This window comes from Nitrospira sp. (assembly GCA_030653545.1).
In the GTDB taxonomy this organism is placed as follows: Bacteria; Nitrospirota; Nitrospiria; order Nitrospirales; family Nitrospiraceae; genus Nitrospira_D.
Map to the genome: position 1 here is coordinate 24,240 of JAURZE010000024.1, position 13,906 is coordinate 38,145.

Genomic DNA, 13,906 nt, shown 5'->3' on the forward strand with positions numbered 1-13,906 from the left:
GTGAAACCGGACGGAGTGTTCCATCGTGCTACTCAATCCCCTCGTCATACTTGGCTCCGGCTACACCGCCCGTTTTCTCTGGCCGCTCATCGCCGATCGTTCGCCAACGGTCTTCGCCACCAGCCGATCCCCGGAGCAGCATCTCAGCTATGTGCCGCCGGCCCACCGTCTCCGGTTTGACCTGTCCCAGCAGGACACGTGGACGAATATTCCCCGCGATGCCGATCTCCTCTGGTGCTTTCCCGCAACGCCACTTGAGCTCGTCCGGCAATTCGCTGCGTCGCTGAGCGGCTCAGCCCGCCGCCTGGTGGTACTCGGCAGCACCTCCGCCTATGACACGGGAGTCTCCCACGCATACCCACCACCTTGGATCGATGAAACCGCTCCGATCGATCTAAGTAAGCCTCGCGTGCAAGGCGAAGAACACCTCCGCCTGGAACATGGCGCCATCGTGCTGCGCGTCGCCGGCATTTACGGCCCAGGACGCAATCCCCTCGACTGGATCAGAAGCGGCCGTGTCGGCCCAACGCGCAAATACGTCAACCTGATCCACGTCGAAGACCTCGCGGCCATCTGCCTCGCCGCCGTGGAACGAGGGCAGCCCGGCGAAGCCTACAACGTCAGCGACGGCCAGCCCCGCACGTGGGAAGACATCTGCGAGACGATGCTGGGCCCTGATGCTTGCCGCGCTGCTGACAACGCCACACAGGAAGAGACGGGGAAACGAATCGTCTCTACCAAATTTCCTCGAGACGCCGGACTGCAATTGGCCCACGTCGACCTCTACCGCTCGCTCCGTGAACTCGATTCTCCGTAGAGATGAACCCGGCAGTCCTCCATGCCGTAGCAGGCTCGTTATCAATACATCGACCGGCCCTGTGAATATGCCCCGTTACGCAGGCGACTCCCTATTGATTTCTACGATGGTGATTGATTGGCCCTTGGCGTCGACATCCTGCTGGAGCTCCCAGCGACTGAAGACCGTGACTTTCGTTCCGTCGCGTCGTTCATGAATCAGGCGCCCCTCCCAAAACCCTTTGGCTAATAGCTCTGATTCAATATGCTCGAGCGAAACTGGAAAGACCGTATGGAGAAGCTGGTGGGATACCTTCCCCAGTGCGCTCTTCTTGTCCCATCCGTACAACTCGCTTGCCCTATCGCTCCAGTAGCGAACGGTCCCGTCCTTATTCCGCACCATCATGGCACCCTTGGCAATGTCCACACTGCCGCCGGCCTTTGCATGCGTCCTGCTTTCATACCTTACGGGTGATTCCCGTGCCGCGTAGGCGAGTGCGTGGTGCAGCGTCTCGGCCACGACTCGATGGCCATCGCTGGTCCAATGGGTGTCGTCAGGGATAAATACCAGCTGCTTTGCCTTTGCCGCAGCCGACAGTGCAGGCGTGAGGTCGATATAGTGGATGTCCGGTGAAATATCCGCTACCAATCGACGGAGCCGTTCCGGCAAATCGTTCAACTCCCACCACTTCAGATCTCCCTGTGCATTTCCATCAAACCGGGCAATGTCGTGATACACCCTGAACTTAGTCGGAGCAAATGCGACCATAAAGCCTGCGCCCTTGCTCCGAGCCAATTCATAGGCCTCCTTGAGAGTGTTCGCGGTTGTCTGTAACGCCTTCAATTCCTGTCCAGTCGGCACAACGGATGAAGTGTGGTCCAGGAAATAGATCCGTTGCTCGTGACCGTCCCCGCCATCCATCAAGCCATAATTCCCTGCGATCCGCTGGTTCGGCACACAACCATGGATCCATCGTGCCAGCGCCATGAGGCTATTGAGAAAAAACGAACGGTCCCAGGCCAGACTCATCCTATTCCACATGCCGTTCAGAGCAGACACCCGGTTCTCGTAACTTAGGGCGTCAACAAGATCATTGCCTTCGTAGAAGACCCATACAATCCACTTTGGGCGAAGAGGAAGGGCGTAGCGCTTCAACACCGCCAATTCCTGCTGAGGGCCGTAGCCGGATTGTCCGAGGTTAGCGACTGCTCCTCCCGACAGCTCCGCCAATCGAGTCGTCGCAAGAAACGATCCTGGCAACATAGGGGACTCCACATACGAATCCCCGATGACGGCGATCGCTGCCTCTGCGAGATCCTGATCGTTCCTGAATCCATTCTTGTCATACTTAACGTCGAAAGGTTCGGCAGGCTGGATCGGAAGGCAGATGCCTTCGCCGATGTTGCCCCGACCGAACACCGTCTTCACGGTAGACCCGGGACGTGGGAGCGCCAGCAACTCACGATCCGGAACATAATTGGGCTGTTCCCACGGAAGAAAGCTAGTGGCCCCGAAGGTCTTCCTATAATCGATGAGATTGAGCCAGACAGGAACTTCAGCCAAAAGGAGCACCGCCGCAAGAGACAGTGTCATCAATACGAATTGGCTTCTGATTTCATCCCGCGGGATATGAGAGAGCAGCGCGTATGCGCCCCATGCGAGAAAGTAGGATGTACCCAGAATACTAAGCAGATGCCGGGCGTCCGGCACGGCGGTCGACAACCCGAGCTTAAATGCAATGACTGCCCCTCCAACAAACAGCACGCCGGTGATGAAGAGGATCGTTCGTTTGATGCGAGCTCTTGAAGTGACAGTCATGGGCGCATTGTTCTCTTTCAACCATCGAGCTTGAAACTGTCACCTGTCCTGAGGCCACACTCCCGAAGAAGTACGATAGCAGGCGCATTTCTATTCTGTCGACCCCTCCCCGTACTTGAAAAAGGCTTGGAATTGATACGTAGCAAAAGTATAGCAACATTCCAAAATCAATTCGTTCACGAGAATAGCTCGCTCTTTCCGGGAATGCCTGTAAGGATAACGATTCGGCACCAGAGAATGCTGAACCTTTTCAGCGGAGCAGGGCCATGACGGCCAGACACACCAGCAGATTGTTCGTTGCATGCGCGATCATGCCGGGGATTAAGCTGCCGGTCCGCTCATAGAGCCAGGCCCAGAGCACGCCGCTCCACAGCACGCTGAGAAAGCCGATGAGCCCGTACCCGTGCGCCAGAGCGAAAATAGAGGCGCTGAGGAGTGCCGCCGGCAATGGATTCAAGCGGCGGCGGAGGATCGCATACAAGATGCCGCGAAACGCCAGCTCTTCGAAAAGCGGCGCAAAGACCACATACTCCAGCAAGCTGATCGTCAACACCGAGCCCGAGGCCCAGACCAGATCAGGGTCGAACCATTCCGTCCAGTGGTTGGCCAGGTGCAACGACTCGGCGAGCCGCCCCATCACCCACTCGCCCCACAACCCGGCCGCCACCACCGCGAGCACCACACCCGCCAGCCGCCCGACCTGCCTCCACTGGATCTGCAAGCCAAACCCGGTAAGGAAACTCAGCCCCGATGGTCTGAGCAGATAGTAGTACGCCATCCCCAACAGCGGCAGGTTCGCCATCGGAATCGCGACGGCGCGCAGCGAGACATTCTCTGCGGGCGCCATTGAAATGAATGCCAACGAGAGCACCGCGCCCAGTGCCCCGCCCCGCAAGAGTACTGCCGTGCCGATGCCTCCTGGCCAGGGCGGCGGCACCCCGGGCTGATGCAAACGCAGGCCATCGACCCCTCGAATCCCGAGCCAGGCAAATCGCAGCAGCATGAGGGATCCGCAGATCAACCCCAGCAGCTCCAGGCCCGTGAGCACTTGCGAGAACCCTTGAACCCGCGCCCCGCGGGCATGCATCTGTTCGCGCACGGTCGCGCCCAAGGCCACGTCACCCGCTCGCTCAGCCAAGGCTGCCGCGAGATGATTGTAGAACCATCCGGCCGGGAGAACCTCAGCCAAGGCAGACTGCAACTCCACTTCGCGTTCGCTCGTGAGCGAGCCCTCGCCATAGGCGGCGTCGATGAACGCTGCGTAGAGAGACAGCGGCGCATCCTCCTCGGCCCAGATGTTGGCCGCAGCCAGCGCTTCCGACGGATGACCGGATTCGACCTGCAGAATCGCCAATCGCAATTTCGCTTCCGGCGAGGCGGTCGCGGCCACAAGTTCTTGGTACCACTGGATCGCCTGCGCCCGCTCGACATCATTGCTGCCGGCCGTCCACTCCGTCACTCGCTGCTGCCAGTCCGGCGCCAGCAGCAAGCCGTCTTGCGCCTCCATCGTCCGGCTGACCATCAGGTCCAGCGCCCGCTCAGGATCCTCGAATCGATCAAGCTTGGGTGAATTGGAGGACAGCCAGAGCAGCGCCCCCAACGCCGAGAGGAGCAGCGTCGCAGCAAACAGACTGACCCCGAACGAAAAGCGCGGGCGATCGGGCCCGTTAAATGGCGATGGCGTCTCGGCCCTTCCTGTTTCGGCGAAACCTGTCTGGTCGCCCTCTGGTCTGCTTGCAGCAATCATAGGGGTGACTATACCATCGGCCCCTCGCGGTCACCTATCCCTCGAAATGGCTAGATCCTCCCCCCAGGCTATTGAGAAAGTCCGCCAGCGGCGCTCTCGCTTCATTCAGAGACTCAACGTACCGAAACGTACGCCTCGCCTCTTCACTCGCTGCGGCCTGGCTAAACGGCCCTTCTGAACAGCCTGTCAGCACACGGCCGAAATCCCGCCACTATCACATGGCCTCTCACGCTGGACTTGGCTATACTTACCCCGCAAAACCGTTCGGAGACTTCGGCATGATGCGTGACTTTGTTCCTCCCCGGCGCCTGTTGCTCGGCCCCGGTCCCAGCATGGTGCATCCCCGTGTCCTGCAGGTCCTTGCCACGCCATTGCTCGGCCATCTCGATCCCGCGTTCCTCGGGGTCATGAACGATGTGCAGCAGTTGCTCCGGTTTGTGTTCGCCACCGCCAATCCGTATACCATCGCCGTGTCCGGAACCGGATCGGCCGGGATGGAAGCGGCCATGGTCAACGTGGTGGAGCCTGGCGATGCCGTCATCGTCGGCGTCAACGGGGTCTTCGGCACGCGGCTCGCGACCATCGTCGAACGATGCGGCGGCAAAGCGATCAGGATGGAGATACCCTGGGGCCAGGTCATTCCTCCGGATATGATTGAGTCGGCCTTGCGCCGTTCAGGACCGGTGAAAGCCGTGGCGATAGTCCATGCGGAAACGTCAACCGGCGCGTGCCAACCGCTTGAGACGATCGGCTCGCTGTGCCGGGACCATAATGCACTGCTTATCGTCGATGCCGTCACCTCGCTCGGCGGCATTCCGGTCGATGTGGACCGCCTGGGGATCGATGTCTGTTACAGCGCGACGCAGAAATGTCTGAGCTGCCCGCCTGGACTGGCGCCGCTCACAGTGAGTCCACGAGCCCTGTCCGTCATCAAAGGCCGTCGCACCCCCTGCCAAAGCTGGTACCTGGATCTGGCGCTGGTCGCCGAGTACTGGGCCGAAGTGTCCCGCGCCTATCATCACACCGCACCAATATCGATGATTTACGCACTGCGCGAAGCGCTGCGACTGGTGGAGGAGGAAGGACTGCCCGCCCGCATTGCGCGTCACCGGCTCAACAGCGAAGCCTTAGTCGCCGGGCTCATGGAGCTGGAGCTCATGCCGCTTCCCCTCGCGGAGCATCGGCTCCCGATGTTAACCTGTGTCACGGTCCCTCCGCATATCGATGACGCCGTAGTCCGCCAACAGCTGCTCCAGATCTACGGTATTGAGATCGGCGGAGGACTGGGTCCGCTCAAAGGCAAGGTCTGGCGTATCGGATTGATGGGGGAGTCCAGCACGGAAGCGAACGTCTTGACGTTCTTGAATGCCCTTGAAGAAGTATTGATCCGATTCGGCTGGCTCTCGACGCCGGGGGTCGCGCTGCAAGCCGCCGCGCGGGTCTATAGCCGCACTGTGCGAAAGGAGTACCGAGCATGAGCCGTCCGCTCTTAGTGGTGCTAGGGGCCGTGGTCTTCGCGTTGATGAGTGTCATCCTTTTCTGGGTCTTCAAGCTGACGATGGCCAATTCCATGAAGACGGATATGGTCTCCCCTGAAAAAGTGGCGGCATTTATCCAAGCCCTGCTCGAAGCCAATCGCAACAACTATACGGACAATGTCGTGGTGAAACTGCAGAAAGAAGGGATTCAGGCGCACGAACATTGGAAAGACGAACGCGGCGTCGCCTTGCCCGCCCAGTATCTGATGGAATCCGGCCGACTGGTGGCGATGAAAGACCTGAAGTTTTCGTTCCGCCTGGCCAGCCTCACGCCGATCTATGTCTGGAACGGCCCCAACAGCGACTTTGAACGCCTCGGCCTCGCCGCGGTGGACAAGAACCCTGACAAACCGCACTACGGCTACATCACCAAGGGCGGCACGCGCTACTTCCAAGCCATTTATGCCGACCGGGCCGGCTCCCAAGCCTGCGTCGATTGCCACAACCAGCACTCCAACAGCCCACGCCGCGATTTCAAGTTGAACGATGTGATGGGCGGCATCGTCATTACCTTCCCAGTCGGAGAATAATTCCATGGCCATCGCCATTCAGCATGTTCGCCTTATTGACGGAACCGGCTACACGATCGAACGCGCCACGGTTCTGATCCGCGGCAGTAAGATCGTCGCCACGGGGTCGAGCCGCACCATGACGATCCCGAAAGGCGTGACCAAAATCAACGGCCGCGGCCTGACGGTCATTCCCGGCTTGATCGACTGTCACGTGCACCTCTGTCTGGGAGGAGAGCCGGACGTCGTCGCCACGGTCGAGTCGGATACTCCTTCCATGACGCTGTTGAAATCGGCGCGCCATGCAAGACAAACCGTCGAATCGGGCTTCACGACCGTCCGCGATGTCGGCTCGCGCGACCACTCCATCTTTGCGTTGAAACACGCCATCGATGCGGGAATCCTGCCGGGCCCCCGCATTGTCGGCGCCGGTCTCGCGATCTGTATGATCGGCGGCCATGCCCGATTCATCGGACAGGAAGTCGAGGGAATCGAGCAGGTGCAGCGGGCCGTCGACGCACAGCTCGCGGCCGGAGCCGGAGTGATTAAAGTCATCGCCTCGGGCGGGGTGCTTACTCCCGGGACATCACCCGATCAGGCGCAGATGACCATGGATGAACTCACGGCCGCCGTCGCGACCGCCCGCCGGGCGCAGAAGAAAGTCGCAGCCCACGCCCACGGGGCGTCCGGCATGAAAAACGCGATTCGCGCGGGCGTCCACTCCATCGAACACGCCACCTTGCTCGACGACGAAGCCGGCGAGCTGATGAAAACGCACGGCGTCTATATGGTCCCGACGCTCTCCGCCCTCTCGACCACCGCAGCAGGACGGCCGGGTTGCGGCATTCCCGTCAGCGCGCTCGATAAAGCCAAAGCGATGACCAAGCGCCATCAAGCGAGCTTCAAGAAGGCCCATCAGAGCGGACTCTGCATTGCCATGGGCACCGATGCCGGAACCCCCTTCAACTACCACGGAGACAATGCGCAGGAACTGGAACGGATGGTGGCGTTCGGCATGAGCCCGATGGAAGCGATTCTCGCCTCAACCGCGGCCGCCGCGCGCTTGATCGGCATCCATGACACGGTTGGCACTCTGATGCGAGGCCGGCAGGCGGATCTGGTTATCGTGGATGGCAACCCGCTCAAGCGGATTGAGTACTTGCGGGACCGCAGCAGAATCATGGGAGTGATGCAGGCGGGCAAGTTCGTCGCAGGACCGCTCTCGGAGACGTAAAACGTGAACGATCAGCGTCTCTCGTAAAAGAGCTCCAGGGCTGACGCGTATCCGTGAATGCGGCCTTTTCTGAAGCTGTCCTCCAGCTGTCCACGCATTGAGCGAAACCCGCCTTCGTCGCTCTTCTTCACCACTCCTTGCGATACCATCATCTCCGCGGCCACCTCGACAAGTCGCCCCTTGCGTGCTTCCATCTCCTCGGTGAGAAACTCATCCATCACTTCCGCCCCCCGTTCTGCGACCAGATCCTCTTTAAACGTGTCATAGCCCTGCGCCGCCACGGTCCGCTCGCGCAGGACAGCCAACTCGGCTTTCACTCTGGCCACATTCTTCACGAGCAGCGCAAACAGCTCTTTTCGCCCCTCATCGAAGAGCTTCTGCTCCATCTCATGGAAAATGGCGGACAGATCCACGAAGTCCGCGCGAGGCTCGTCTCCCCAATAAAGCCGGTCATAGCTGCGCCGTTTCTCCGCATCGCCGACAATCTCATAGGCCGCGTTGATCTCGCGGATCTTTGCCTCCGCATCTTTGGCATCGGGGTTTCGATCGGGATGATGCTGGAAGACGAGCTTTCGATAGGCCTTCTTGATCTCGTCGTCGGAAGCCTCCCGCGAGACGCCCAACACACGGTAGTAGTCCATTTGCGCCATGCGCGAAACTATAGCACGAGCTTTCATCAGGCTTCACCATGACTGACCCCACCCCCTTGACCTTCTCCTCATCCGGCTTATCTTATGAATCATGACACACAACACCACGCCCAAAGTACTGACGAACGACGAAAAGAAGGCTGCGGATGCCGCGTTTGCCGGGCGTCCGTTCAATGATTCCTGGTCCGCCTCTGCGCGGATTGTCTATGATGGTATTGTGAACGCCTTGCCCAAGGAAATCGTTGCAGCAATCCCTGAAGTTGACGCGGTGCTCGCGGAGCTGGACGCCGGGCTGCCGGCTATTTCAGACGTTGAACGCAAGACTCTTGTCGAGAAGGGCTCGGCGCAGGGAGAATCGGAAGACGAGGCTAAAACAGGCCCGGCTGTCCCGACCATCAGGGACCGGCAGGAGGCGATTCAGTCTGGAATATTGATCGACGTCACGCCGACCGCCAAGGAACTTGGTCTCACCTTTCCGGTCACGATCACCAAGCCCCTGTGGGACATCGGGATTGTCACGAATCACTCGCTCTCCCAGGAGGAGCAGACAGGACGGCTTCGGGATATCTTGATGGCGTTCAGGCTGAGACTCGCGAGCCTTGCGACTATCTCGCCCTTGATCGATTTTCCGGCGCTCCTGGCGATGCCGCCGAGCACGGTCCCGCAACCGGTCCCGCTGTTCGCCATTATTCAGCCGGATGCTGGGAACCAGGCCAATGTGACGCTCTTGCTGCCGAACGAAGTGTCGCTGACGATTACACCGTCGAACTAAACGCAGCTCGACGGTCAACGGCGGATCAGCTTCTCGATGAACGACCGCTCTTCTGTCTCTGTCTTGACCAGCCCATCCAAGTGCGCGTCACGAAGCTGTGCGAGCACCTTGCCGTAGATCGGTCCCGGCTTGATGCCCATTGCTTGAAGTTCTTTCCCGGTGAGCCGAGGCTTAGCCTGTCTCCAGGCCGTGAGATACGCCGACACTAGCCGCTTCACCCGTTCGGACGGGCTCTGGGCCATGATGGCCACCAGCGCTTCATCCTGCACACCCTCCAATATCCGGCAGACCCCGGATGGTTTCAGCGGTGGTTGCTTGCTCAGCTGTCGTAGCAACCGATGGGCTCCTCCCCGCATGGCTTTCAATGTCGTCGATTCGCGCTCACTGAAGGGAAACCGTTTCAACAACTCCGTCACGCCACGGTCGGGCAGGACCGCTGCGATCACCATCATATAGACCAGCCAGGCCTCCAGCTTGCGATCCAGATAGAGCAGCCGGTACCAATCGAGTGTTTCCTCGACGGCGAGCAGCAACTTCTCGAGCCGTGAGGTCCAGACGAGCTTCGGATGGATGAATCGCAGCAGATCAAGCTCCGCCAACCGCTTCAATCCCGACTTCGGCTCCCGCTCTGAACAGAGCGCCTTCAATTCTTCCAAGAGCCGGTGGCCGGAGAGTTTTTGGAAGAGCGCCATCTTGACGGCCGCCTTCACCAGCGCCAAAGTGTCTTTCCCAAGATGGAACCCGAACCTGGTCTCAAAGCGGACCGCACGGAACACGCGCGTGGGATCTTCGACAAAACTGAGACTATGGAGCACGCGGATGGCCTGATTCTTCAGATCCCGCTGACCGCCATAGAAATCGAGCACCTCTCCGAATCCACGGCCATTCAAACGAACCGCCAGCGCGTTGATCGTAAAATCTCGGCGATACAAGTCTTTCTTAATCGAGCTTTGCTCGACGGTGGGAAGCGCAGTCGGATATTCGTAGTACTCGGTTCGGGCGGTGGCCACATCAAGCTTGAACCCGTTCGGCAGGACGATGACTGCGGTCCCGAATCGCTCATGCACCGTGACGCGCGCCGACTGCTCCGCTGCCAACTTTCGCGCAAACGCGATTCCATCCCCCTCGACAACCAGATCGAGATCGAGGTTTTCGATCCCGAGCAACAGATCCCGCACGCAGCCGCCCACCACATACAGCGGCAAATCCAGCCGGTCCGCCAACTGCCCGGCTTCCTTGAGCAGCGTGAAGAGGGGCGCCGGCAACTTTTCTTGAAGGGGTCGCTTGAGATTGCGGTGATGCAGCGGCCCTGGCACGCCGGCCGGGTCCGTAACTTTCGGGCGCATCTTCAAGGAGCGCAGGACATCGTCATGCCACGCCCTGAGCAGATCCGTACGTGTAATGACCCCGACCACTTTCGTGCCCTCAAGAATCGGCACGAATCGCTGATTGCGCTCCAACATCGCCTGCTCGATGGCATGGAAGTCGGTGTCGGGATTCGCGGTGAACTGATCCGCTTGAAGAATGTCGGCCGCCGTCAGCTTGCCCAATCGATGGAACAGCGCCTTCTGTATTTGCTCTCGGCTGACCAACCCGGCATACCGGTCTTTGCCATCCAGCACCGGCAGAACGTTCACGCCGTAGTTGGTCATGCGCTGTTCCGTTTCAGTTACGGTGGCGTCTCCGCTGACCGTCTTGACCGGCTTGGTCATGACATCCTTGGCCAACAGCGTCGGCCGGTACCGCTGCGTCAACAACTGGACGAGCCGCTCCTTCACTTCTGTGAGCGTCTGCCCTTTGACAATCGCGGCCGCCGCCACTGCATGCCCCCCCCCGCCGAACTCCTGCGCGATCCATCCGACATCGATCTCCGGCGCGCGGCTGCGGCCGATCACTTCCACATGCTCCTCGTTCATCACGACGACCAAGATGGCGTCCACCCCTTCAAGCTCGGCCAACTGATGCACCGCTTCGGCCGCTTCCACACGATCGCGATCGAAGGTGCTCGTTGCCACCAGCACCTTCCGGCCTTCCAGATAGTGCACCTCACTGTGCTGCAGGAGATCGTTCAGCAACGCGACAATATTCGGATCAAGCGGCTGGTGCAGCGTCTGAGCGATGAGCTTCAGATCGGCCCCGGCGCCGATGAGAAACGCCGCGGCCTGCAGATCGCGCGGAGTGGTCGAGGAGTATGTGAATGCCCCGGTTTCATCGTAGAGGCCGAGCGCCAGGACCGTCGCTTCCACCGGCGTGAGCGGGACACCTGCCTCTCGCACCCGTTCAATCAGCATCGTCGCCGTCGCCCCGACGGTCTCGATCACCTGATCGATGGATTTCCCGATCGATGGAGCCCCGATCCCTCTGGGGTCTGCTCCATGATGATCGAAGACCTGCACCTCGACCTTCGGATCCAGCCAACATTGTTTGAATGGACCAATACGATCGGGGTCATGGGTATCGACCAGAATCAACTTCGTCACTTGTGCAAGATCGAGATCTTTGAGCTTGGTGAGATTCAGGTCGTGCGCCAGGAGAAAGGCATGCACCGCTTCCTGTGCCCCGCCGGACAGTACCAGCCGTACATCGGGGGACAACTTGCGCACGGCGACCATCGAGGCCAATCCGTCGAAGTCCGCGTTGTGGTGAGTCGTCACGACTTCCATAGCGCCATTCTAGCAGGGTCGAGAACCTTCCGAAATGCGAGGGTTTACCTTTTCGCCTTCCGCTCGTCTTATTGAGTGACAGGTCGATTGGAGGGGGCTCTCCCGATCAGAGAGCCGGACGGGCCTCCCTCAGCGACAATTGCAACCAGCCTTTACCACGAGCTCTCTCCCACTCAAGGAGGACGAATGATGATGAACACTCTACTGAAAGTCGGAATGTTTGCCAGCCTGGTGATGGCCATCGCGGCCCCGGCCATCATGCCGAATGTCGTGTTCGCGCAAGCCGATGTCCGCCAGGAAGACCGGCGCGCGGATCGTCGTGGCCGAGGACGGTAACACATCGGAGCAGAACTACCAGAGGGGCGGACGACAGCTCTCGTGCGCCCCTTCTTGATTACCGATGAACCAAACAGGACCTAGCGATGCCGTTTGCCCTGGGCATCATGCTTCTCGCGCGCGATATGCCGCGAGGCACGATCCTGCGCGCGATCGATCCTGGCCCGTTCGCCCTTCGTCACGACTCCATCGGCCTTTGCTTTATCTTCGATCTTATTGATGTGTTCCTGTTGCTTGTTTAACCGGTTCGCTTCCCGCTCATTCAACTGACCGCTGGCAATCCCCTGATCGATCCGCTTTTCCTGATTCGCCTGTCGTTGATCGATGACAGGCGTCTCCGCCTGGGCAAACGCCATCCCACTCATGCCAAGCGCCAACACGCCAACCGACAGTATCATCGTCTTCATCGATACCCCCTAGGATAAAGGTTGAGCCCCCGTGCTCTCATCAACGCGCAGCCATCTGCGCCGTTGACAGAACCTCTATCCGGGGAACACCTGACTGGATTTATGTATCAGGAGGCAACTGGGCTGTCCAGATATTCTGAGCAGAGCAAGAAAGAGGAAGGCTATCGAACCAGGTATGGAGCCTGGGGAACCGCGCTGCTAGCGATCACGCCCGCCGTGACCGCTCCCGCTCCGATCAGGCCGGCTGCCGCGGTCCTCGCGCCCGCCACGATCATCGCGGCCTCCGCGGTCTGAACTGCCGCTACGATCCATATGATCGCCACCGCCAGATCCGCCTTGATCGCTTTCGCGGAAGATCCGATCCGCACGTTGCCCCTTGGAAACTTGATCCTTAATGGTCTGTAGATTCATGCGACCTTGCTGAAGGTCGGCTCCCCGCCGCTTGATTTCACGGGCCAGGTCGCTCAGCTCTGCCGACCGATAGCCCTGCCGCATTCCCTCTGCAATCAGCGCGGTACCGTCTTTCGAGGGAATCTTGGCTTCCTTCAGGATCGCCAGACTCTTGGCCCCGGAGGCTAACGATTCTTGCGAGACCTCGGCGCCTCCGCCTTGGGCCGTCTTTGCAAGCTCGCGCACGTCTTCGGCGGTCGCCCCGCGGTTCAGCGCCTCCGCCAACCCTTCCAGCGCCCGTTGCCGATTGCCTTGGGAAACGTCAACCATCCCCTTGCTGATCGATTCCTGCAACACGTCATGAGCCGATTCAAAATGGGAAACCAATTGGCGCAATACCGGATCGATGCGCTTCGGTTCGACCCCCTTGGCCAAGCCTTCTTTGACTTTGTTCGCCAGCGGTTCGGTCGGGAGACCTTTTTCACCGGCTTTCGTCACCTGCTCAAGGAGCGCATTCACCTCTTCCGCAGAACGGCCTTGAGCCGAGCGCAGCCGATTGATCTCTTCCCGGTCCTGGGTCGAGAGAGAGTCCGCCAGTGCGGGCGAAGCACCCAGACACATCGCCAGACCGATCAGCCACACCGGTATGTTCATCGTGCTGCGCATAGTCTTATCGAACGATCACGACTCCGTTGGTTTGCCCGAATCCGTCTGTCACAAAATCCTCCGCCAGCGGCGGCACGACCCACTTTTTTCCGTCGACCAGGTACATGAAGGTGTGTTCTCCCGGCCGTAGCATCACCTCGGCGACCCAGACCCCCGTCTGCCCTTCTCGCTTCATCGACGTCGCACCCTTGACCCACCCGTTGAACGAACCCACGACATACACGGTAGTGGCCGCAGGCGCGAGGTAGGCAAACCGCACCCCGCCCGTCACCGGCCTGGGCATATCGGGCTTGAGCGTCGGCGCGCAGGCGCTCATGGCCAGGACCAGCGCCACGCTCCACATCGCGATTTTGAGTCCGCTCGTCATGGGCCGCAGAGTA

The 13,906-nt window shown here is 59.9% G+C and carries 13 protein-coding genes; 6 read left to right on the forward strand and 7 right to left on the reverse strand.

Annotated features, from left to right (window positions below):
• Positions 1-25 precede the first annotated feature (25 nt).
• Positions 26-817 carry a hypothetical protein gene (locus Q7U39_10215; GenBank protein ID MDO9118323.1) on the forward strand — a complete coding sequence of 264 codons (792 nt, stop codon included), beginning with the start codon at positions 26-28 and terminating at the stop codon, positions 815-817.
• A gap of 75 nt (positions 818-892) precedes the next feature.
• On the opposite strand, the gene Q7U39_10220 is transcribed toward Q7U39_10215, so the two are convergent.
• On the reverse strand, positions 893-2,614 hold the full coding sequence (locus Q7U39_10220) for a hypothetical protein (GenBank protein MDO9118324.1): 1,722 nt from the start codon (positions 2,612-2,614) through the stop codon (positions 893-895).
• A 250-nt stretch (positions 2,615-2,864) separates the two neighbouring features.
• Positions 2,865-4,361 carry a CPBP family intramembrane metalloprotease gene (locus Q7U39_10225; GenBank protein ID MDO9118325.1) on the reverse strand — a complete coding sequence of 499 codons (1,497 nt, stop codon included), beginning with the start codon at positions 4,359-4,361 and terminating at the stop codon, positions 2,865-2,867.
• 278 nt (positions 4,362-4,639) lie between these two features.
• Between Q7U39_10225 and Q7U39_10230 the strand changes: the two genes are divergently transcribed.
• Genes Q7U39_10230 through Q7U39_10240 form a run of 3 tightly spaced genes read left to right on the forward strand, consistent with a single transcriptional unit; the run spans position 4,640 to position 7,642 of the window.
• Positions 4,640-5,839 carry an alanine--glyoxylate aminotransferase family protein gene (locus tag Q7U39_10230; GenBank protein MDO9118326.1) on the forward strand — a complete coding sequence of 400 codons (1,200 nt, stop codon included), beginning with the start codon at positions 4,640-4,642 and terminating at the stop codon, positions 5,837-5,839.
• Positions 5,836-6,429, forward strand: coding sequence for a DUF3365 domain-containing protein (locus Q7U39_10235; GenBank protein ID MDO9118327.1), 594 nt, complete (start codon positions 5,836-5,838; stop codon positions 6,427-6,429). The genes Q7U39_10230 and Q7U39_10235 overlap by 4 nt, the downstream gene beginning before the upstream one ends.
• A gap of 4 nt (positions 6,430-6,433) precedes the next feature.
• The gene (locus Q7U39_10240; protein ID MDO9118328.1) at positions 6,434-7,642 is read left to right on the forward strand and encodes an amidohydrolase family protein; all 1,209 of its coding nucleotides are present in this window, start codon (positions 6,434-6,436) and stop codon (positions 7,640-7,642) included.
• Between the two features lie 11 nt (positions 7,643-7,653).
• Here Q7U39_10240 and Q7U39_10245 read toward each other — a convergent pair whose 3' ends face one another.
• Positions 7,654-8,319: a DnaJ domain-containing protein gene (locus Q7U39_10245; protein MDO9118329.1), complete on the reverse strand. Its 666-nt coding sequence runs from the start codon at positions 8,317-8,319 to the stop codon at positions 7,654-7,656.
• Positions 8,320-8,383: 64 nt separating this feature from the next.
• Between Q7U39_10245 and Q7U39_10250 the strand changes: the two genes are divergently transcribed.
• Entirely contained in the window at positions 8,384-9,064 is a 681-nt protein-coding gene (locus tag Q7U39_10250; protein MDO9118330.1) for a hypothetical protein, read from the forward strand.
• Positions 9,065-9,078: 14 nt separating this feature from the next.
• On the opposite strand, the gene Q7U39_10255 is transcribed toward Q7U39_10250, so the two are convergent.
• Positions 9,079-11,727, reverse strand: a complete 2,649-nt coding sequence (locus Q7U39_10255) for a CBS domain-containing protein (protein MDO9118331.1) — start codon at positions 11,725-11,727, stop codon at positions 9,079-9,081.
• A 186-nt stretch (positions 11,728-11,913) separates the two neighbouring features.
• Here Q7U39_10255 and Q7U39_10260 point away from each other — a divergent pair, with 186 nt between their 5' ends.
• Positions 11,914-12,063 carry a hypothetical protein gene (locus Q7U39_10260; GenBank protein MDO9118332.1) on the forward strand — a complete coding sequence of 50 codons (150 nt, stop codon included), beginning with the start codon at positions 11,914-11,916 and terminating at the stop codon, positions 12,061-12,063.
• Positions 12,064-12,143: 80 nt separating this feature from the next.
• Here Q7U39_10260 and Q7U39_10265 read toward each other — a convergent pair whose 3' ends face one another.
• The 3 genes from Q7U39_10265 to Q7U39_10275 all read right to left on the reverse strand — a co-directional run bounded on the left by Q7U39_10265 (position 12,144) and on the right by Q7U39_10275 (position 13,893).
• Positions 12,144-12,470 carry a hypothetical protein gene (locus Q7U39_10265; protein ID MDO9118333.1) on the reverse strand — a complete coding sequence of 109 codons (327 nt, stop codon included), beginning with the start codon at positions 12,468-12,470 and terminating at the stop codon, positions 12,144-12,146.
• Positions 12,471-12,668: 198 nt separating this feature from the next.
• The gene (locus Q7U39_10270; GenBank protein ID MDO9118334.1) at positions 12,669-13,514 is read right to left on the reverse strand and encodes a hypothetical protein; all 846 of its coding nucleotides are present in this window, start codon (positions 13,512-13,514) and stop codon (positions 12,669-12,671) included.
• Between the two features lie 16 nt (positions 13,515-13,530).
• Positions 13,531-13,893: a hypothetical protein gene (locus Q7U39_10275; GenBank protein ID MDO9118335.1), complete on the reverse strand. Its 363-nt coding sequence runs from the start codon at positions 13,891-13,893 to the stop codon at positions 13,531-13,533.
• Positions 13,894-13,906: the final 13 nt, after the last annotated feature.